This window comes from Bradyrhizobium sp. USDA 223 (assembly GCF_044909005.1).
In the GTDB taxonomy this organism is placed as follows: Bacteria; Pseudomonadota; Alphaproteobacteria; order Rhizobiales; family Xanthobacteraceae; genus Bradyrhizobium; species Bradyrhizobium yuanmingense.
Genome location: NZ_JBIYDR010000001.1, coordinates 4,987,695 through 5,007,389, shown reverse-complemented (window position 1 = coordinate 5,007,389; position 19,695 = coordinate 4,987,695). Strand labels below are relative to the sequence as shown.

General features: G+C 65.4%; 15 protein-coding genes and 1 pseudogene. 9 read left to right on the top strand and 7 right to left on the bottom strand.

All coding sequences use genetic code 11. The annotated features are described in order from the left end of the window. The first annotated feature begins 26 nt into the window (after positions 1–26). From ABIA40_RS23295 to ABIA40_RS23285, 3 genes and pseudogenes are all read left to right on the top strand, one after another. Positions 27–611: a biliverdin-producing heme oxygenase gene (locus ABIA40_RS23295; protein WP_404543377.1), complete on the top strand. Its 585-nt coding sequence runs from the start codon at positions 27–29 to the stop codon at positions 609–611. After that, positions 608–3,155 (top strand): annotated as a pseudogene (locus ABIA40_RS23290) (HWE histidine kinase domain-containing protein). Before ABIA40_RS23295 ends, ABIA40_RS23290 begins: the two are co-directional and overlap by 4 nt. Positions 3,156–3,423: 268 nt before the next feature. Further along, the gene (locus ABIA40_RS23285; protein ID WP_404543375.1) at positions 3,424–5,433 is read left to right on the top strand and encodes a methyl-accepting chemotaxis protein; all 2,010 of its coding nucleotides are present in this window, start codon (positions 3,424–3,426) and stop codon (positions 5,431–5,433) included. Positions 5,434–5,594: 161 nt separating this feature from the next. Here the strand turns inward: ABIA40_RS23285 and ABIA40_RS23280 are convergent, their stop codons facing one another. The 3 genes from ABIA40_RS23280 to ABIA40_RS23270 all read right to left on the bottom strand — a co-directional run bounded on the left by ABIA40_RS23280 (position 5,595) and on the right by ABIA40_RS23270 (position 8,057). Next, a complete protein-coding gene (locus ABIA40_RS23280) occupies positions 5,595–6,275 on the bottom strand; it encodes a glutathione S-transferase family protein (protein WP_404543374.1) in 681 nt (226 codons plus the stop codon). A 129-nt stretch (positions 6,276–6,404) separates the two neighbouring features. Next, complete coding sequence (locus tag ABIA40_RS23275; RefSeq protein ID WP_225147847.1) at positions 6,405–6,731, bottom strand: hypothetical protein; 327 nt, start codon at positions 6,729–6,731, stop codon at positions 6,405–6,407. Between the two features lie 195 nt (positions 6,732–6,926). After that, positions 6,927–8,057, bottom strand: coding sequence for a site-specific DNA-methyltransferase (locus ABIA40_RS23270; RefSeq protein ID WP_036037228.1), 1,131 nt, complete (start codon positions 8,055–8,057; stop codon positions 6,927–6,929). Positions 8,058–8,475: 418 nt separating this feature from the next. Here ABIA40_RS23270 and ABIA40_RS23265 point away from each other — a divergent pair, with 418 nt between their 5' ends. Beyond that, positions 8,476–9,417 (top strand): neutral zinc metallopeptidase, encoded by a 942-nt coding sequence (locus tag ABIA40_RS23265; RefSeq protein ID WP_036006315.1) that lies wholly within the window; start codon positions 8,476–8,478, stop codon positions 9,415–9,417. A 158-nt stretch (positions 9,418–9,575) separates the two neighbouring features. Then, complete coding sequence (gene moaB / locus ABIA40_RS23260; protein WP_271538261.1) at positions 9,576–10,136, top strand: molybdenum cofactor biosynthesis protein B; 561 nt, start codon at positions 9,576–9,578, stop codon at positions 10,134–10,136. A 256-nt stretch (positions 10,137–10,392) separates the two neighbouring features. Here the strand turns inward: moaB and ABIA40_RS23255 are convergent, their stop codons facing one another. Together ABIA40_RS23255 and ABIA40_RS23250 are read right to left on the bottom strand one after the other, a co-directional pair. Then, the gene (locus tag ABIA40_RS23255) at positions 10,393–11,352 is read right to left on the bottom strand and encodes a GNAT family N-acetyltransferase (protein ID WP_404543372.1); all 960 of its coding nucleotides are present in this window, start codon (positions 11,350–11,352) and stop codon (positions 10,393–10,395) included. Between the two features lie 63 nt (positions 11,353–11,415). Continuing rightward, the gene (locus tag ABIA40_RS23250; RefSeq protein ID WP_404543371.1) at positions 11,416–11,991 is read right to left on the bottom strand and encodes a glycosyl transferase; all 576 of its coding nucleotides are present in this window, start codon (positions 11,989–11,991) and stop codon (positions 11,416–11,418) included. A 257-nt stretch (positions 11,992–12,248) separates the two neighbouring features. Here ABIA40_RS23250 and ABIA40_RS23245 point away from each other — a divergent pair, with 257 nt between their 5' ends. Further along, entirely contained in the window at positions 12,249–13,091 is an 843-nt protein-coding gene (locus tag ABIA40_RS23245; protein ID WP_157284784.1) for an RMD1 family protein, read from the top strand. An 88-nt stretch (positions 13,092–13,179) separates the two neighbouring features. On the opposite strand, the gene ABIA40_RS23240 is transcribed toward ABIA40_RS23245, so the two are convergent. Beyond that, the gene (locus tag ABIA40_RS23240; protein ID WP_271540437.1) at positions 13,180–14,352 is read right to left on the bottom strand and encodes an acetate/propionate family kinase; all 1,173 of its coding nucleotides are present in this window, start codon (positions 14,350–14,352) and stop codon (positions 13,180–13,182) included. A 2-nt stretch (positions 14,353–14,354) separates the two neighbouring features. Next, on the bottom strand, positions 14,355–16,769 hold the full coding sequence (locus ABIA40_RS23235; RefSeq protein ID WP_404543369.1) for a phosphoketolase: 2,415 nt from the start codon (positions 16,767–16,769) through the stop codon (positions 14,355–14,357). A 210-nt stretch (positions 16,770–16,979) separates the two neighbouring features. Here ABIA40_RS23235 and ABIA40_RS23230 point away from each other — a divergent pair, with 210 nt between their 5' ends. The 3 genes from ABIA40_RS23230 to ABIA40_RS23220 all read left to right on the top strand — a co-directional run bounded on the left by ABIA40_RS23230 (position 16,980) and on the right by ABIA40_RS23220 (position 19,557). Continuing rightward, positions 16,980–18,143 (top strand): PA0069 family radical SAM protein, encoded by a 1,164-nt coding sequence (locus tag ABIA40_RS23230; RefSeq protein WP_404543368.1) that lies wholly within the window; start codon positions 16,980–16,982, stop codon positions 18,141–18,143. Between the two features lie 24 nt (positions 18,144–18,167). Next, positions 18,168–18,623 (top strand): VOC family protein, encoded by a 456-nt coding sequence (locus ABIA40_RS23225; protein WP_271540442.1) that lies wholly within the window; start codon positions 18,168–18,170, stop codon positions 18,621–18,623. 76 nt (positions 18,624–18,699) lie between these two features. Next, positions 18,700–19,557 (top strand): ribonuclease HII, encoded by an 858-nt coding sequence (locus ABIA40_RS23220; RefSeq protein ID WP_404543366.1) that lies wholly within the window; start codon positions 18,700–18,702, stop codon positions 19,555–19,557. Positions 19,558–19,695 lie beyond the last annotated feature (138 nt).

The window sequence follows — 19,695 nt, the reverse complement described above, 5'->3', positions numbered from 1 at the left end:
CGGCAACCTGCGTTCTCGGGAATTTCATGCTGGCTGTGGCTTCGGACGTTTCAACGCAGGTAGGCCGCAGCTTCTCCGGACTCCGCGAACGACTAAGAGACGCAACGTCGGCTGCGCACCGCGACCTCGACGCGCAGCTGTCGGCATTCGATCTGACCGAGCTCTCCGGCTATCGTCGCTTTCTGCAAGCCAGTGCCGGCGCCCTGCTGCCACTCGAGACGGCACTTGTCGAGGCCGGCGTCAGCAGGGCTTTCCCGGACTGGCCGGAGCGATCGCGAAGCCCGGCAATTCTGGCTGATCTCGAGCGCCTTGGCAGCGCGGTGCCGCGGCTGGTGTCGGTGCCCCCACTAACGCGCAGCGGCGTTGTGGGCACGATGTATGTGCTCGAAGGCTCCCGTCTCGGGGCAAAATTCCTGCTGAAGATGGTCGCCGATTCCGCCGATCCGCGGACTTGCGAAGCTGTCGCCTATCTCAGTCACGGCACCGGCAGGCGGTTTTGGCAAAGTTTCCTGGCGAAACTTGCAACCGACGAGCGCTGGGACGAAGACGAGGCGATCGAGGCGGCTCGCATCACCTTCGCCGCATTCGAGCAGGCGGCGGACCGGGCATGAACCAGGCCGTCAATCTCACCAATTGCGATCGCGAGCCGATCCACATTCCCGGCAGCGTGCAGCCGTTTGGCTTCCTGCTGGCTGTGCTCTCCGATTTCACGATCTGCATGGCGTCGGACAACGTCGAGAGCTTCCTTGGAACGGATGTTGCCGACCTGCTGCAGCGGCCGCTGTCGGGCGTGATCTCCGAGGCGGCGGTCGAAACGATCCGCAGCCGGGTCGATCATCTCGGCGGTCCGGATGCGACCGAACGCCTGTTCGGCGTCGAGCTGCAGCCCGGCAAGCCACCCTTCGATCTTTCGATTCATCTCTCCGGCGTCTATCTGATCATCGAGGCGGAGCCGAGCGTCCACGAGCCGGGCGTCAATTCCGGCGAGCTCGTGCGCTTGATGCTCGAGCGGATCCGCAAGACACGCGGCATGGCCGATCTCACGCGCGAGGCGGCGCGTCAGCTCAAGGTGCTGACCGGCTTCGACCGCGTCATGGTCTATCAGTTTCACCCGGACGGGTCCGGCGAGGTGATCGCCGAGACGGCGAAGTCCGGGCTCGAATCCTTTTTCGGCCTGCGTTACCCTGCATCCGACATCCCAAGGCAGGCGCGCGCGCTCTATCAGCGCAACTGGCTGCGCATCATCGCCGACGTCGACGCGCGGCCTGCCGCGCTGATGTCCACGGCCACGCACAATGCGGGACTGCTCGACCTGTCGATGAGCGTGCTGCGCTCGGTGTCGCCGATCCACATCGAATATCTGCGCAACATGGGCGTTGCCGCCTCCATGTCGGTGTCGATCCTGCGCGACGGCAAGCTGTGGGGTCTGTTTGCCTGCCACCATTATTCGCCGCGCTACATTTCGTTCGACAAGCGCACGGCCTCCGAACTGTTCGGTCAGATGTTCTCGTGGATCGTGGAAGGCCGCGAGCGCGAGGGCGACGTCGCCTATGAGGCTCGCGCGCATCTGGTCCAAGGAACGATTGATCGAGAACGCTGCCTCGCATGACCACAGCCGGCGGGCGATCGTCGATTTCCTGGGCGACTACCGCAAGATGATCGAGTGCGACGGCGTCGCAGTCTGGTCCGACAACACCATCGCGCTCGAGGGTGAGACTCCGACCGAAGATGAGGTGAAGGATCTCGTCGCCTTCATCAACCGGACTTCGCCGGGCCGGATCTTCGCCAGCGCCGAGATCGCCGAGGTCTACGCCGCCGGCCAGGCCTTCCGTGACCGTGCGGCGGGCTTTCTCGCCATCCCGATCTCGCGCATCCCGCGCGATTGCCTGATCTTCTTCCGTCGCGAGGTCACGCGCTCGGTGAAATGGGCCGCCGATCCCAACAAGGTCTACGACGAAGGTCCGCACGGGCCGCGCCTCACCCCGCGCAAGAGCTTCGAGCTATGGCAGGAAACGGTGGCGGGGCAGTCGAAGCCGTGGTCGGCGGCCGATATCCGCATCGCCGAGAGCCTGCGCGTCACGCTGCTGGAGGTGATCCTGCAACTGTCCGACCTCGCCGCGCGCGAGCGACGCGGGGCACAGGAGCGGCAGGAACTGATGATCGCCGAGCTCAATCACCGCGTCCGCAACATCCTGAGCCTCGTGCGCGCCCTGGTGGCGCAGAGCAAGGACACCGCGACCGGCATCGAGGAGTTTGCGAGCGTGCTCGGCGGCCGCATCCAGGCCCTCGCGCGCGCCCACGACCAGATCACGAACCTGAACTGGGCACCCGTCGCGCTCCGCACCCTGGTCGAGTCCGAGGCCGGCGCGTACCTCGGTGCGCGCGCAGACCGGGTGAAGATGGGCGGTCCGGACGTCGCGCTCGATCCAAAGGCGTTCGCGACGCTGGCGCTCGTCGTTCATGAGATGATGACCAATTCCGCCAAGTACGGCGCGCTTGCCGATTCCACCGGCAGTGTCGAGGTGGTCTGGCGCCTCGACCCGTCTTCCAGCCTCGTCATCGAGTGGAAGGAGAGCGGCGGGCCGCCCGTGCAGCCGCCGTCGCGGCGCGGCTTCGGCACCACCATCATCGAGCGGTCGGTGCCGTTCGATCTCAAGGGCGATGCCGAGATCCGTTTCGACCTCCTGGGCGTCCAGGCGAAGTTCGTCATTCCGCCCAACTTCGTCCAGCTCGTCCCATCCATCGCGGGAGCCGCCATGCGTATCGAGGAGCAGCAATCTGCCCGTCCACGGATTTCCGACACGGCCCTGATCGTGGAGGACAACCTGATTATCGCGATGGCCGCGGAGGTCATCCTGCTCGACCTCGGCGCCCGCCACGTCGACACCGCCGCAACCGTCGACCAGGCACTGCGCTCGATCGAGCGTTCGCGGCCGAGCTTTGCTCTGCTCGATCTCAATCTCGGCAGTGAGAGCAGCATCAAGGTGGCGCAGAAGCTGAAGGAGATCGGGGTGCCCTTCATCTTCGCGACCGGCTATGGCGAGCGCGCGCCGATCCCCGAGCAATTGGCCTCCGCGCCGGTGGTCCAGAAGCCCTACACGCTGGAAGTGGTCGAGAATGCACTCGGCAAGTTGCAACAGGCCGGCGCCCAATAGCCATCCCCTGACGAACAGTATGCATCGGCGTGCATGGCACAGCGGATTCGCATGCGGCTTTGCATAGCTGCCGCCAAAATCGGCAGATTTGGTACGGGTCGAGATCGGGCGCGCGAGGAATTTGAAGGTTCAATTAAGAAGTGTCCCCCATTGTATCGCGGTGCAGCGTAGGCCGCCGGGGCGCGGCGTGCGGCTGTCGGAGTGGCCGTGACGATCGCCGGAGTCGTTCGGCCCCTCTAATTCACATGCATCTGGGTGGACAGTGGGAATGCCGAAATTTCGTTTGCGGATCAGGGGACGCCTGTACGCAGGCTTCATGGCCCTGGTGGCGGTGGGTATCGTGATGGCGGTGGTTGCCGTCTGGAATTTGCGGGACGTGCAGGATCAGGTCGCAAAACAATCCGCCCTCTCGGACAGCACGGCGCGGGTGCTGGAAATATCGGCCCATCTGCAGGCTATTCAGCGGGCCAATTTGCGCTACGTCTACGACGGCAACGAATCCGCAATGAAGGAAGCGCAAGAGCGCGAGACCGCGGCGAGCGAGCTGCTCCGGGTCGGCGCTCAGGGGACGCTCTCCGAGGAGCGGCGCGCGCTCTACAACGGCCTGATCGACGAGATCGCGAAAATGCGACGCCTGCGTGACAATCTCGGCGACGCCGTCAACGAGACGAGAACGGGCAAGGCGACGCTGCTGCCGAGTGGCGAGGACCTGGCCACCAAGACGAACAAGCTCGTCGACGTGGCGCGCGCCGCCGTCGATGAAGATACCGCTTCCCTCGTCGCCGATCTCGAATCCCGAATCCTGCTCGTGAGGATCGTAAACTGGCGCTTTCTGGCCCTTCGCGATGCGCAGGGCCCCGCGACCTTCAGGGCGAGCATCGACAGGGCGTTACAACGGCTCGGGGCACTCGAAAAGAGCCCGCAGGCGGCGGCGTTGCGCGCCACGCTGGCGCCGGTGAAGACCTCGCTTGAAACCTACAAGACGGCGTTCGAGACGACCTCCGCAGCGATGCTTAAAGCGGACGAGATCTACAACAAGAGCCTCGCGCCCCTCATCGTCGACAGCATCGGCAAGCTCAAGGTGGCGGAAACGACGCTGAAGGAGGACTACCAGGCATCGCGCACCACCGCCGAGGCCGTGATCGCGGGAACGACGACCGTGCAGGAGATCGCCGGCGGCCTCGCCATCCTGTTCGGAGGCATCGTCGCCTTCCTCATCGCCCGCAGCATCGTCGGTCCGCTGACCTCGATGACGCAGGCGATGGGGCGGCTTGCCGGCGGCAATCTCGAGGTCGAGATTCCCGGCCGCGGCAGGGCCGACGAGATCGGCGACATGGCCAAGGCGATCCAGGTCTTCAAGGACAACATGATCGAGACCGAGAGCATGCGCGCCGAGCAGGCCGAACTCGAGGCACGGCAGGCCGAGAACCGCAGGAAAGACATGGCGAGGCTCGCAGATCAGTTCGAGCAGGCCGTCGGCGAGATCGTCAACACGGTGTCGTCGGCATCGGGCGAGCTCGAAGCCTCCGCCGGCACGTTGACGACGACTGCCGCGCGTGCCCAGGACCTCTCGACGGAGGTCGCCAGCGCTTCGCAGGAGGCCTCGGCCAATGTGCAGGCGGTCGCCTCTGCGACCGAGGAGCTCTCCTCCTCGGTCTCCGAGATCGCCCGCCAGGTGCAGGAATCCGCCCGCATCGCCACCGAGGCTGTCGGTCAGGCGAGCCGGACCAACGAGCGCGTCGGCGCGCTCTCCAAGGCCGCCGCGCGGATCGGCGACGTGGTCGAACTGATCAGCACCATTGCCGGCCAGACCAACCTCTTGGCGCTGAACGCCACGATCGAGGCGGCGCGTGCGGGAGAAGCCGGCCGCGGCTTTGCGGTGGTCGCTACCGAGGTCAAGGCGCTCGCCGAGCAGACGGCCAGGGCCACCGGCGAGATCGCCCAGCAGGTCTCCGGCATCCAGGCCGCGACCGAGGAGTCGGTCGGCTCGATCCGGGAGATCAGCGGCACCATCGAGCGGCTGTCGGAGATCGCGTCGACGGTCGCCGCGGCCGTGGAGCAGCAGGGCGCGGCGACGCAGGAGATCTCCCGCAACGTCCAGCAGGCGGCCCAGGGCACCCAGCTCGTCTCGTCCAACATCGGCGACGTGCAGCGCGGCGCCTCCGAGACCGGCTCGGCCTCCTCGCAGGTGTTGTCGGCGGCGCGCTCGCTGTCGGCCGACAGCAACCGGTTGAAGCAGGAAGTCGCCAAGTTCCTGAGCTCGGTCCACGCCGCCTAAAGCATGATCCGGAAAAGTGTGCAGCGCTTTTCCGAAGAGATCATGCTTGAACAACCAACCTAAAGCGCGATGACGCTCCATCCTGATCGCATCGCGCTTTAGAGTCTCGAACGCAAGAGGCCACGCGCATACGCGTGGCCTCGAATAGCGGTGCGGCGCGATCAGGCCACCTTGGTCGTCATGTGCTTGAACATGTTGGCGCGCGCTTCGTCGTCCATCTCGGCCTTGAAGGTGAACTTGTCCTTCAGGGCGATGGCGCGCGCCGCCGCCGGGCGCGCCGAGATCTCGTCGACCAGCCGCTTCACGTTCGGGTATCGCGCAAAGGCCTCGTCGCCGAGCTTGAACGGCACCATCCGCGCCCAGCCCCACATCGCCATGTCCACGATCGAATAGCTGTCGCCGACCATGTAGCGGCGGTCCTTCAGGTGAGCGTCGAGAATCTTGTAGTGGCGGTCAGTCTCGTACTGATAGCGGTTATGGGCGTAGTCGTGGTTCTGCTCCTTCGGCGCAAAATGCTTGAAGTGCACGGCCTGACCCGAATAGGGCCCGACGCCGGTGGCCACGAACATCAGCCAGGATAGGAGTTCGGCGCGGTTGGCGGGCAGGAATTTGCCGGTCTTCTCGGCGAGATAGAGCAGGATGGCGTTCGAATCGAACACGATGGCGCCGCCATCGTCGATCGCCGGCACCTTGCCGTTCGGATTGATTTTCAGGAATTCCGGCGTGAACTGCTCGCCCTTGCGGGTGTCGATCTTCACCGGCTCGAAAGACAGGCCGGATTCTTCGAGAAAGAGCGCGACCTTGGTCGGGTTCGGTGATCCATTGAAATAGAACTTGAGCATCCAGCATCTCCCCGGTGTCTATATTGCCGCGCGCGGACGCGGCGTCGTTGGGCGAGCCTTGTCTTGCCTGAACCTCGTCCGAGAGAGCAACCGGCGAGTTTGCCGGGCGGTGTCTGCGCGGTACGCAGATCAGGCGGCGTAACAAAGGCCGATTGCCGCCGCGATGACCATGGCCGCACCAACGGCTTCCAGCCGCAGGCCGAGCCGCGCTGCGAGATGCATGTCGGAGGCGCGCGCCGCGCGCTCCGAACCGCGCGCATAGCCGTGAACGATGACGTCGTGGTTGAAATTGTCGTGCGCCTCGTTGCTGCTGGCGAGGCCGACGCAGATCACGAGCACGCCGAACAGCGCCAGGCCGAAGAATCCGAGCAGCGCGATCAGGAACATCGGAAACATGCCGACCAGGAAGATCGGCAGCAGCGGCACCAGCAGCAATGTCTCGGACTGTCGTCGCATGGGAGCCCAACCGGTCAGGAGGGGGCTAGTCGGGCGAATCTAGTCCTGGTTGGCGCGGCTTTCAACTCACGCCGCCGTCATTCCGGGGCGCGCGAAGCGCGAGCCCGGAATCCATTGGGCGGCATGGGACGCTGTTGGATGGATTCCGGGCTCGCGCGCTTTGCGCGCGCCCCGGAATGACTTAGGAGAGGAAAGCTACTCCGCCGCCATGCCGGCGCGGATCTCGGCACGCAACTCGTCGATCAGCTTGAGGCCCTTCTTGGTCTCGACGTGCCAGAAGGTCCAGCCGTTGCAGGCCTGTGCGCCCTGCGCCACCGCGCCGATGCGGTGGATCGAGCCGACCTTGTCGCCCAGCATGATGGCGCCGTCGGCGCGCACCAATGCGCCGAGCTTCTTCTTGGCGTCGAACAGCTTGGTGCCGGGCATGATCATGCCGCGCTCGATCAGCTCGGAGAACGCAACGCGCGGTGCCTCGCGCGCGGTCATGAACGGGGCAAGGCTCTCTTCCGGCAACGGCTCGACCTTGGCGATGCGCGCCTCGGCCGCCTTGGCATAGGTCTTGTCGCGCTCGAAGCCGATATAGGAGCGGCCGAGGCGCTTGGCGACCGCGCCGGTGGTGCCGGTGCCGTTGAACGGGTCGATGACGAGATCGCCGGGCTTGGACGAGGACAGCAGCACGCGCGCCAGCAGGCCTTCCGGCTTCTGCGTCGGATGCACCTTCTTGCCGTCGGTGCCCTTGAGGCGCTCCTCGCCTGTGCAGAGCGGAATCAGCCAGTCGGACCGCGCCTGCACGTCCTCGTTGGCGGCCTTCAGCGCCTCGTAGTTGAACGTGTAGCCCTTGGCTTTCTCGTCACGCGCGGCCCAGATCATGGTTTCGTGCGCGTTGGTGAAGCGGCGGCCGCGAAAATTCGGCATCGGATTGGTCTTGCGCCAGACGATGTCGTTCAGCAGCCAGAAGCCGAGATCCTGCATGATGGCGCCGACGCGGAAGATGTTGTGATAGGAGCCGATCACCCAGATCGTCGCCGACGGCTTCATGGCGCGGCGTGCGGCGAGCAGCCAGGCGCGGGTGAAATCGTCGTAGGCGGCAAACGAATCGAACTTGTCCCAGTCGTCGTTGACGGCATCGACATGGGATTCGTCGGGACGCTTGAGGTCGCCCTTGAGCTGCAGATTGTAGGGCGGATCGGCGAACACCAGGTCGACGCTGCCTGCCTGGAGCTTCGACATCTCGGCGACGCAATCGCCGACGATGATGCGATGCGATGGGGACTCAAAATTTGTGCGGGGCGCCCTTGCAGACGCCCCGCGACGCGACTCTACCATGACTCAAGAACTCTGACTCAGGCGACGCTGTCGGCGACGCGGGACCAAACAACCGACTGGCCGTTACATTGAAGGGGCAAAGTAAAAATCGACTTAACCCGCCGCTTTCGTGAGCACTCCCCGCATCATCGTTCGCGCGCAAATTGTTGCGCGCATTCGCCTTGTTTTACAGTGTATTTCGCGCTTGCGCGCCTCGCGAGATCGATCGTGGCGGGAAAAAGGCTGTAAATTTCTCTCGGAAAAAATTGCTCGGCCCTCGGAAAAATTTGCTGGCATCGACAGGCTGTCGCACTAGGCAATTTTTGCCGGCCACGATATTGATAAAAGCAACGGAAATTTTACGTATGTGGCGCGTTGAGCTTTCGCGTTTCTGTGCGCCGTCGAAACTTGAATCAGGGACCCCAGAGGAAAGGCCGCCATGCGCTACGATGACTTCCGCCGCAGCGACGATATCGAGGATCGTCGCGACGAAGGTGGTGGCTTTGGCGGCGGCGGAGGCGGCGGGTTCGGCCTGCCGATGGGCGGCGGCGGGCTCGGCATCGGCACCATCATCATCCTCGGCCTGGTCGGCTACGCCTTCGGCATCGATCCCCGCATCCTGATCGGCGGCGCCGAGATCCTCTCCGGCGGCGGCCATGCGCCGACCTACCAGACCGATCGCCAGGCCTCCTCGGGCAAGCGCGGCGCGCCGACCGACGAGATGGGCAGCATGATCTCCGGCATCCTCGGCGAGCTCGACGATCGCTGGAGCGAGATCTTCCAGGCCAACGGCCAGTCGTACACCGGCCCGAAGATCGTGCTGTTCCGCAACGCTACCAATGGCGGCCGCTGCGGCATGGCGCAGTCGGCCATGGGGCCGTTCTATTGTCCGCCCGACCGGACCATCTTCCTGGACACCGCCTTCTTCCGCGAGGTCGAGACCCGCTTTCGCGGCTGCTCCGGCAAGTCGGCGTGCAATTTCACCACCGCCTACATCATCGCGCACGAGGTCGGCCATCACATCCAGAACCTGCTCGGCATCATTCCGCGTGTGACGCGGCTGCAGCAGCAGGTCGGCTCGAAGGCCGAGGCCAATGCGCTCCAGGTCAAGGTGGAGCTGCAGGCCGACTGCCTGTCCGGCGTCTGGGTCAACCGCGAGGCGAAGAAGCGTCCGAACTTCCTCGAGCCCGGCGACATCGAGGCCGCGCTGACCACGGCAAGCGCGATCGGCGACGACACGCTGCAGCGCCAGGCCACCGGCCGCGTCGTGCCCGACTCCTTCACCCACGGCTCGGCGGCGCAACGCAAGCAATGGTTCATGATCGGGTACCAGCAGGGCACGGTCCAGGCCTGCAACACGTTCGGTGCGGGGGCGTTGTAAGGAAAGGCTCGTGCCCCGGACGCAGCGCGGCGCGCCTTCAGCGGTGCGCTGCAGAGCCGGGGCCCATATTGCCGGTTGCCCAAGCCTCTGAAGTGGGTCCCGGCTCTGCGGCGCGGCGCTGATGCGCCGCACCTTGTCCGGGACACGAAAGACGCAACATGGCCATCGACGAATCCAAACAATTCATCCCGCTCAACATTGCGGTGCTCACGGTGTCCGACACGCGCGCGCTCAGCGACGACAAGTCCGGTCAGACCCTCGCCGATCGTCTCACCGCTGCGGGTCATCATCTCGCCGCGCGCGAGATCGTCACCGACGATGTCGAGGCGATCCGCGACGTGATCCGCCGCTGGATCGCCGATAGCGGCATCGACGTCGTCATCACCACCGGCGGCACCGGCTTTACCGGGCGCGACGTCACGCCCGAGGCGATCGAGCCGCTGTTCGAGAAGCGCATGGACGGCTTCTCGATCGCCTTCCACATGCTGAGCCACGCCAAGATCGGGGCGTCGACGATCCAGAGTCGCGCCACCGCCGGCGTGGCGGGCGCCACCTACATCTTCTGCCTGCCGGGCTCGCCCGGCGCCTGCCGCGACGGCTGGGACGGCATCCTGGCGGCTCAGCTCGACTACCGCACGCGCCCCTGCAACTTCGTCGAGATCATGCCGCGGCTGGACGAGCATCTGCGAAGGCCAAAGGCGCAGGGCGCGACGGTGTGAGCGCGTTGTACGGATGATGTCCAACTGATCGAGGCACGGATTACCCTCCCCTGGAGGGTCCCTGGAGGGGGAGGGTCGATCGCGCGCAGCGCGAGCGGGGTGGGGTGATCTCTCCACTCCAGTAGTGTTGGATGTGGAGAGACCGTCACCCCACCCCGTCTCACATTTCGCTGCGCTCCATGTGAGCCGACCCTCCCCCTCCAGGACCCCTCCAGGGGAGGGTAAGGTCACGGCGCGCGTTGTTGAATAAAAACAGTCAGAGATCCCGTTCCCACGTTTCGCCGATCAGATCCTGCCCGAAGCTGTGATGCGGCTCCGTCGCGACCAGCTTGAACCCCGCACTCTTGTAGATCCCCCGCGCGGCCACCAAAATGCTCTGCGTCCACAGCGTCATCTTGCTGTAGCCGCGCTCGCGGGCGCCCTGGATGCATTGCTCGACGAGGGCGCGGCCGACGCCGAGGCCCCGTGCTTTCTTCTCAACCTGCAACAGGCGGAGTTTGGCGATCTCGTCCGTGGCCTTGACCAGGAACACCGAGCCGACCGGCTCGCCGCCGGCCTCGGCGATCCAGCAGTGCTCGCGCGCGGCGTCGTAATTCCTGATGAACTGTGCGCAGATCTCGGCGACCAGCGCCTCGTAGCTAATGTCCCAATTGTAGTCCGCGGCGTAGGCGGCAGCCTGGCGGGAGACGACCCAACCCATATCGCCGACGCGATGGCTGCGCAGCATGAAAGAAGCGGGCGAGCTTCGGCGTTGCTCCAGCACGGCCTCGATGGTCGCCATCGCCTGCGTGAGCCGCGTCGCATCGCCGGGTGAAAGCTGAGCCAGCATCGCGGCGACCTCGTTTTGCGAGCTCTGGTTCAGCTTGACGAAAGCCTGCCGGCCTTTGGCGGTCAGGCTGAGCTGGTATTGCCTGCGGTCCGCGGGCAGGGGCTTTCGCGTGATCAGCCCCTTCTCGTCGAAGCTCTGGACGATGCGGCTGAGATAGCCGGGATCGAGACCGAGCTCGTGTCCGATCTCTTTTGCCGCAAGATCGTCGCGTTGGGCGAGTTCGTAGAGCACCCGCGCCTCGCTGAGCGAGAACGGGCTCTTGCCGAGGTGCTGGTCGAGCACGCCGAGCTTGCGGGTGTAGAAGCGGTTGAAGGCGCGAACCGCTGCGACGTGGTCGTCGGCGGCCTGTTCGGCCACGGCGCTTGATGACGAAGCTTTCGATAGCATGGGATCACCTCGATATTTGCCATTGTCAATTAATTGATTGACGTTGGCAAGTATCTCGGCGCTTCAGCCGACCATCACGATCCGGCTGCGCAGCATGGTCCGGGACGACCGGCCGAGCCGCCGGAGCAGCCGCGCCTCGGAATGCCGGGCGTGGGGCGGGTATCCACCGATCCGGTCGTAATGATCACGCGCGATCAGCAGGCCTTGATCGCCGAGCGGACCGATGAGCCTGCGCGCCACGGCCCAGAGGACGTCGCGCACTGCGGTATTTGCGTAGGGCGAACGGGCATAGCGGAACACCGCCGCACGATCCCGGCCGCTGGTGGCGACGGCCTGGATGAACTGGGTGGTTTCCTCGATCCAGCCGGTTTCCAGCACCGCGCCCGCAGGCAGGAACATCAGCCAGGGCGATCGGGCCTGGCGCGCGCCGGCAGCAAGCGCAGCGCCTTGCGAATGCCCATCGAAGCCGATGAAACGGCAGCCCGCGACGTCGGCAACACGCTCGATGACGCCGTTGCGCGTGCCGTCGACCAGAAGCACTTCCCGGATCACGCCGGCTGCGGCGCCGGGCACCAGCGCGGCCAGGGTTGCGACCGCCGTCTGCTCGACACCTTCGGTCGGAATGATGACGCTCAGCATGATTGAGGCTTCAGTTTCCGCACTTCGGGAGAAGCGTAGCGTTGCGTTGCATAATGTTGTCATAAACCCGTCGCGCTGCCGAGTGCAACTTTCGGAAGGGGCTTCGGCGTGCGATGGTAAACTGCCGCGAGTTCATCGCGGCCAGATGTGCCAGGCGCGGGCTGATAATATTGCCGAATGTTTCGGCACAAGCCGATCCTGACGGTATTATCCCCGATGCTTCGTAGCGACCTTTCGCTGCCCGGGAGAGACCTTGCATGAACGCCGATCATCTCGCCGTTGGCACGGCGCCAAAATCGCCGAAGCAGGAGGCCGCACCGACCTTGCGGATCCGGGCGCTGATGCTGGGCGACCGCATCAATGCTTCCAACTTGGAGATCGGCACGCTGGTGTCCTCGACGCCGGCCGCCTTCCGCGTTCATGCCGGCCTTGCCGTGATCTTTCGCTATGGCGTGGTCGTGCTGATCGGGCTGTTGCCGTCGGAGGAGAAGGTTCTCGTCGACAGCCTGAAATCACGCGTGACCGGAGAGCTCAGCCCGTACGAGGAGGAGATCGCGCAGGCGCAGCTCTGCAACGAGGAAGCGGGCGAGACGATCCAGCCGGGCGGGCCGATCTGCCTCGCCAAGTTCTCCGACGACCGGCTGCTGCTGGTTGCCGATGCGCTCGCAAAGAGCACGTCGCTGGCGCGCGACGAGCGCCGCGTCGCCGCGGTGTTCGACGTCATCGAGCCGTTTGCACGGGAGCTCGCCGAACACGGCCGCACCCCGCGTCGGCGCACGGGCATTCTGCAATTGATCGGCAACGCGCTGCTGGTACAGCAGCGCGTTGCCGGCCGCGTCGCGGTCGCCGAGAAGCCCGACGTGCTCTGGGAGAAGCCCGAGCTCGATCGGCTGTATTCCCGTCTCGAGGACGAGTACGAGCTGAAGGAGCGCCTCGACACGCTCGAGCGCAAGCTCACCGCGGTATCGGAGACCGCCAACGCGCTGACCGACATCATCGACACCCAGCGCTCGCTGCGCCTGGAGATCGCGATCGTGGTGCTGATCGTGATCGAGATCGCGATGGGGACTTTTCAGCTCCTGACCGGCCGCGGTCACTAAAGCACGATGAGTTCAGGTTTGATTGCTACAACGTAAGTGCACACCCTCTCCGCCTGCGGAGAGGGTGTTTCCGCAATGGCATAACCCCCTAGATCAGCGCCGCGCAATGGCGCGCGATCATCATCTCTTCGTTGGTGGGAATAACGAAGACCGCGACGGTGCTGTCGTTGCCGTTGATGCGCTCGCGCGCGGCATCGTTGCTTGCGGCGTCGATGCGCACGCCCATCCAGGCGAGACGCTGGCCGATGGCGCCGCGGATCTCCCTGGCATGTTCGCCGATGCCGCCGGTGAAGATCAGACAATCCAGGCCGCCGAGCGTGGCCGCCATCATCGCGACCTGCTGCGCCGCACGAAAGGTGAAGAGATCGACCGCCTCGCGCGCCGCAGCCTCGCTACTCGCCAGCAGTGTACGCATGTCCGCGGAGATGCCGGAAACGCCAAGCAGGCCTGACTCGTGATAGAGCAGGTGCTGGACCTCCCGGGCCGACATGTTCTCGTACTGTTGCAGATAGAGCAGCACGCCCGGATCGATCGCACCGCAGCGCGTGCCCATGACGAGGCCGTCGAGCGGCGTCAGCCCCATCGTGGTGTCGATGCTGCGGCTATCGCGCAAGGCGCAGAGGCTGGCGCCATTGCCGAGATGCGCGATGACAGTGCGCTTGGCCACGAGCTCCGGCGCGATCTCGGCCAGGCGTCCCGCGACATATTCGAACGAGAGGCCGTGAAAGCCGTAGCGCCTGACGCCACGCGCCTCGAATCGCCTGGGAATGGCGAAGCGGCTCGCGGGCGGCGCGAGGCCGTGGTGGAAGGCGGTGTCGAAACACGCGATCTGCGTCAGCTCGGGCCGGATCGCCGCCAGCGTTCGCACCGGCGCGAGGCAGCGCGGCTGGTGCAGCGGCGCCAGCGGCGTCAAGGCCTCCAGTTTCGCAATGATGTCGTCCATCAGGACCACCGGGCCTGAATAATCCGCCCCGCCGTGCACGATGCGATGGCCGACGGCCCGCAGGCTGCGTCCACCGAACCGGTCCTCGATGAAGGCGAGCACGTCCGCGAACAGATGGTCGCCGGCTGCCTGCGGCGCCTGCTTGCTTGTCTCGAACAGGTCTTCGCCTGCAGGGCCTTTCACCACCAGCCGGGGTTTGGCCTCGTGCTCGTCCAGCAGGCCCTTGCAGAGCAGGGCGGGCTCGGCCGCCGCGACATCGAACAGGCCGAACTTGATGCTCGACGATCCCGCGTTGAGGACGAGGACCGTGTCCGGCATCGCTAGTCGCCGGCCTCGGCCGGCGTGTTGCCGCCGGCGCTGTTCTGCCAGACCCAGTCACGAATCTCAGGCATGTCCTCACCATGCTCACGGACATAGCGGGAGTGTTCGATCAGTCTGTCGCGGAATTGCTGCTTCACCTGCGCGGCCTTGGTCGCCAGTCCCGGCACGCGTTCGATCGCCTCGATCGCAAGGTGATAGCGGTCGAGTTCGTTGAGCACGACCATGTCGAAGGGCGTCGTCGTGGTGCCCTCCTCGGCAAAGCCGCGCACATGCATTCCGGCATGGTTGGTGCGGCTATAGGTCAGCCGGTGAATGAGATAGGGATAGCCGTGATAGGCAAAGATCACAGGCTTGTCGCGCGTGAACAGGCTGTCGAAGTCGCGGTCGGACAGGCCGTGCGGATGCTGCTCCCTCGGCTGCAGCGTCATGAGGTCGACGACGTTGACGACGCGAATTTTCAAGTCCGGCAGCGTCTTGCGCAGGAGGTCGACGGCAGCGAGCGTCTCCAGCGTCGGCACGTCGCCGGCGCAGGCCATGACGACGTCGGCCTCGCCCTTTCCATCCTCCGTTCCAGCCCAGGTCCAGATGCCGATGCCGGCATCGCAATGCGTCGCCGCGTCCTGCATCGACAGCCATTGCGGCGCCGGCTGCTTGCCGGCGACGATCACGTTGATGCGGTTATAGGTGCGCAGGCAATGGTCGGCGATCCACAGCAGCGTATTGGCATCCGGCGGGAAGTAGATGCGGACGATGTCGGCCTTCTTGTTGGCGACGAGATCGACGAAACCGGGGTCCTGATGGCTGAAGCCGTTATGGTCCTGGCGCCAGACATGCGAGGTCAGCAGATAATTGAGCGAGGCGATCGGACGCCGCCACGGCAGCTCCCGCGTCACCTTCAGCCATTTGGCATGCTGGTTGAACATGGAATCCACGATGTGGATGAAGGCCTCGTAGCACGAGAAGAAGCCGTGCCGGCCGGTGAGCAGATAGCCCTCCAGCCAGCCCTGGCAGAGATGCTCGCTCAGCACCTCCATGACGCGGCCGTCCTGGGCGAGGTGCACGTCGTAAGGCTCGGTCGGCTCCATCCAGACGCGTTCGGTGGCTTCGAACACGGCGTCGAGCCGGTTCGATGCCGTCTCGTCCGGGCCCATGATGCGGAAATTGCGCGCCTTCGCATTCAGGCGAATGACGTCGCGCAGGAATTTGCCGAGCTCGCGCGTGGCTTCCGCCACGACCTCGCCGGGCTGCGGCACCTCGATCGCGAAGCTGCGGAAGTCGGGCAGCTTCAGCTCCTTCTTCAGCACGCCGCCATTGGCATGCGGATTGGCGCCCATGCGCCTGACGCCGTCGGGCGCGAGCGCCTGAAGCTCGGCAACGAGGGCGCCGTTGCCATTGAACAGCTTTTCCGGCTCGTAGCTGCGCATCCAGTCTTCGAGCACCTTGAGATGCGCCGGGTTCTCGCGGCAGCCTGCGACTGGCACCTGATGCGCGCGCCAAAAACCCTCGACCTTCTTGCCGTCGACCTCCTTCGGGCCGGTCCAGCCCTTCGGGCTGCGCAGCACGATCATCGGCCAGCGCGGCCGCTCGACGCTTGTGCGACCGTCGCGGGCATGTTGCTGGATCGAGCGGATGCTGGCGAATGCGACGTCCAGCGCATCGGCCATGGCCTGGTGCATCAATTTGGGATCGTCGCCCGTGACGAACAGCGGCTCGTGGCCGAACCCGCGGAAGAGGTCCCGGATCTCGGCGTCCTGCATCCGTCCGAGCACGGTGGGGCCCGCGATCTTGTAGCCGTTGAGATGCAGGATCGGCAGCACCGCGCCGTCATGGGCGGGGTTCAGGAACTTGTTGGAGTGCCAGGACGCAGCGAGCGGCCCGGTCTCGGCCTCGCCGTCGCCGACCACGCAGGCGACGATCAAATCCGGGTTGTCGAATGCGGCGCCATAGGCGTGCACCAGCGCATAGCCGAGCTCGCCGCCTTCGTGGATGGAGCCCGGCGTTTCCGGCGCGGCGTGGCTCGGGATGCCGCCGGGGAAGGAGAACTGCCGAAACAGCTTGCGCAATCCGTCCGCGTCGCGCGCAATATCGGGATAGATCTCGCTGTAGCTGCCTTCGAGATAAGTGTTGGCGACCATGCCCGGACCGCCATGGCCGGGACCGCAGACATAGATCACGCTGACATCGAGCGCCCGGATGACGCGGTTGAGATGGGCGTAGATGAAGTTCAGGCCCGGCGTCGTGCCCCAATGACCCAGCAGACGCGGCTTGATGTGCTCGGGCCGCAGCGGCTCGCGCAGCAGCGGATTGTCGAGCAGGTAGATTTGCCCGACCGAGAGGTAGTTGGCGGCGCGCCAATAGCGATCGAGCAGATCGAGGTCGCTGCTCGCTTCGGCCGTTTTTTGTTGGATTGTCATGTTCCTGCCGACCTTCACTTCGCGATCGTCACCAACCCGGTTCCAGGGCGATCGATCCGTCGGGCATGAGACGGGATGGTCGTGACGGCCGTGTTGCGTGAGGTCAAAGGCGGGCGCGCGAAGGTTGGGCAGCTCTACTGTGCATGGGGTTGTTTTCACGTTTTTGGTTTGCGTTCTTGATTTGTTCCCGCGCCGTGCTATCTTGGCTGCATGAGTCCAGCATCCTCTCATGCTCTCAAGCACCCGCCGGTCACGGCGCCCTCCGAGCCGGCGGGTGCGCCTTCAGATTTCCCCGAGCTTGGCGTCGCCATCGACCGCGCGCGAAGGCGAGGGCGGGGCGCACAATCCAATGCCAGCGGCCGCTACGAGGCTGAGGCGCGCGTCGCTTTCGATGACGGCTGGCAGAGCCTGGACGAGCTGCCGCCGTTCAAGACGAGTGTCGCCATCGACACCTCGCGCAAGGTGATCACTCGCAACGATTCCCCCGACATCGGTTTCGACCGCTCGATCAATCCGTATCGCGGCTGCGAGCACGGCTGCGTCTATTGCTTCGCGCGGCCGACCCACGCCTATCTCGGCCTGTCGCCGGGGCTCGACTTCGAGTCAAAACTGTTCGTGAAGCCCGAGGCGCCTTCGCTGCTCGAGAAGGAGCTTGCGGCTCCCGGCTACGAGCCGCGAATGATCGCGATCGGCACCAACACCGATCCCTACCAGCCGATCGAGCGCGAGCGCAAAATCATGCGCGGCATTTTGGAAGTGCTGGAGCGCACCTCGCATCCCGTCGGCATCGTCACCAAATCGGCGCTGGTGCTGCGCGACATCGACATTCTCCAGCGGATGGCCAAGCGCAACCTCGCCAAGGTCGCGATCTCGGTCACCTCGCTCGATCCGAAGCTGGCGCGCACCATGGAGCCGCGGGCCTCGACGCCGCCGAAGCGGCTGGAGGCGCTGAAGCAGCTCTCGGAGGCCGGCATTCCCACCACGGTGATGGTCGCGCCCGTGATCCCCGCGCTGAACGATTCTGAGATCGAGCGCATCCTCGACGCCGCCGCCCATGCCGGCGTCAAGGAAGCCGCCTATGTGCTGCTGCGGCTGCCGCTGGAGGTGCGCGATCTCTTCCGCGAATGGCTGATGGCGAACTATCCGGACCGCTATCGCCACGTCTTTACCCTGATCCGCGACATGCGCGGCGGGCGCGACTACGACGCCAAATGGGGCGAGCGGATGAAGGGCACCGGACCGATGGCCTGGACCATCGGCCGCCGTTTCGAGATCGCCTGCCAGCGGCTCGGCCTCAACAAGCGGCGCTCAAAGCTGACCATTGATCACTTTGCGCGGCCGAAGCGGAACGGCGATCAGCTCAGCCTGTTTTGAGCGGACACGTGCAAGAGGTGTCGCATGCTTAAGGAACTCGCCGTGCCGGTGCCGCGGCTGACCGTCATCACGCTCGGTGTGAACGACATCCGCGCCAGCATCGCCTTCTACGAAGCGCTCGGTTTCTCGCGCCGGCTGAAGGAGACCGGCGAGGCGGTTGCGTTCTACGACACCGGCGGTCCGGTGCTCGCGCTTTATCACTGGGATCGGCTCGCCGCGGACGCGTCCTTGGAGGACCAGCCGAGGCCCACGACCTTTCGCGGCATGACGCTCGCCTGGAATTGCGCGACCCGCGAGGAGGTCGACGAGGTGCTGGCCTTCGCCGTGGAGAAGGGGGCCACCTTGCTCAAGGCGGCGCACGCGACCGATTACGGCGGCTATTGCGGCTATTTTGCCGATCCCGATGCACATGTCTGGGAAGTCGTGGTCGCGCCCGGTATCAAGGTGGGCGAGGACCGGCGGGTGCATCTGGCGGAGTAGGGCGGGCGGCCTGAATAACGGGAATATCCTGGGTTCCCGGTTGCGTCGGCGAAGCTGCGTGCGCACGATCCCAGCCATGATTCGGGACCCCTCCGCCAAGACCCCAGCCAAAGCCGCGCTAAAGAAAAAGGCCGCGCAGAAGGCTGTGCCCGCCAAGGCGGCAAAGATCTCTGCGGCCGATGCGGCGAAGGTTCCTGCGGGCAAGAAGGGCATCATCGCCGTTGCTCCCCCGAGCTTCCGCCGCGAGCGCGCGCTGATCAAGCGCGGCGTCTGGCCGGTCGCGGGCTGCGACGAGGCGGGCCGCGGCCCGCTAGCCGGCCCTGTGGTGGCGGCGGCCGTGATTCTCGATCCCGACCGGATTCCCCGCGGCATCGACGATTCCAAGCGCCTGACCGCCGAGGAGCGCGAAAAGCTGTTCGACAAGATCTGCGCCACCGCGCAGGTCTCGGTCGCCGTCGCCTCGCCGGCGCGAATCGACCGCGACAACATCCTGCGTGCCTCGCTGTGGGCGCTGAAGCGCGCCGTGGTGGCCCTGCCCGAGGCGCCCAGGCACGTCTTCGTCGACGGCCGCGACCGGCTCGACACCGCATGCGACTGCGAGGCCGTGATCGGCGGCGACGGCATCGTGCTCTCGATCGCGGCGGCCTCCATCGTCGCCAAGGTCACCCGGGATCGGTTGATGTGCGCACTGGCGCAGGACTGCCCGGGCTACGGCTTCGAGCAGCACAAGGGCTACGCCGTCCCCGAGCATCTCGACGCGCTCGATCGCCTCGGCCCCTCCATCCACCACCGCAGCTTCTTCGCCCCCGTCGCCGCCGCCCGCGCCAAGCACATGCCCTGGACCGTCGAGCCGGTGCAGGACCTGTTCTCGGTGACCGAGGTCGAGGTGCAGGTGGAGGCGAGCGTCGAGATCGACGCTTCCGCCGGCCTCTAGGATTTCTCTTTCGGCAGCGCTCCTTCGTCTCTCCCCGCCTGCGGGGAGAGGCCGGAATGCATCGCAGATGCATTCCGGGTGAGGGGGACTCTCCGCGAGTCCAACTGTTGCCGTGTTCGCGGATGCAGCCCCTCACCC

Coding starts and splice junctions, on each gene's coding strand:
- moaB (WP_271538261.1), top strand. CDS start 9,576: ATGGCCATCGACGAATCCAAACAATTCATCCCGCTCAACATTGCGGTG.
- ABIA40_RS23250 (WP_404543371.1), bottom strand. CDS start 11,991: ATGCTGAGCGTCATCATTCCGACCGAAGGTGTCGAGCAGACGGCGGTC.
- ABIA40_RS23280 (WP_404543374.1), bottom strand. CDS start 6,275: ATGCTCAAGTTCTATTTCAATGGATCACCGAACCCGACCAAGGTCGCG.
- ABIA40_RS23285 (WP_404543375.1), top strand. CDS start 3,424: ATGCCGAAATTTCGTTTGCGGATCAGGGGACGCCTGTACGCAGGCTTC.
- ABIA40_RS23235 (WP_404543369.1), bottom strand. CDS start 16,769: ATGACAATCCAACAAAAAACGGCCGAAGCGAGCAGCGACCTCGATCTG.
- ABIA40_RS23225 (WP_271540442.1), top strand. CDS start 18,168: ATGCTTAAGGAACTCGCCGTGCCGGTGCCGCGGCTGACCGTCATCACG.
- ABIA40_RS23275 (WP_225147847.1), bottom strand. CDS start 6,731: ATGCGACGACAGTCCGAGACATTGCTGCTGGTGCCGCTGCTGCCGATC.
- ABIA40_RS23255 (WP_404543372.1), bottom strand. CDS start 11,352: ATGCTATCGAAAGCTTCGTCATCAAGCGCCGTGGCCGAACAGGCCGCC.
- ABIA40_RS23240 (WP_271540437.1), bottom strand. CDS start 14,352: ATGCCGGACACGGTCCTCGTCCTCAACGCGGGATCGTCGAGCATCAAG.
- ABIA40_RS23295 (WP_404543377.1), top strand. CDS start 27: ATGCTGGCTGTGGCTTCGGACGTTTCAACGCAGGTAGGCCGCAGCTTC.
- ABIA40_RS23270 (WP_036037228.1), bottom strand. CDS start 8,057: ATGGTAGAGTCGCGTCGCGGGGCGTCTGCAAGGGCGCCCCGCACAAAT.
- ABIA40_RS23265 (WP_036006315.1), top strand. CDS start 8,476: ATGCGCTACGATGACTTCCGCCGCAGCGACGATATCGAGGATCGTCGC.
- ABIA40_RS23245 (WP_157284784.1), top strand. CDS start 12,249: ATGAACGCCGATCATCTCGCCGTTGGCACGGCGCCAAAATCGCCGAAG.
- ABIA40_RS23220 (WP_404543366.1), top strand. CDS start 18,700: ATGATTCGGGACCCCTCCGCCAAGACCCCAGCCAAAGCCGCGCTAAAG.
- ABIA40_RS23230 (WP_404543368.1), top strand. CDS start 16,980: ATGAGTCCAGCATCCTCTCATGCTCTCAAGCACCCGCCGGTCACGGCG.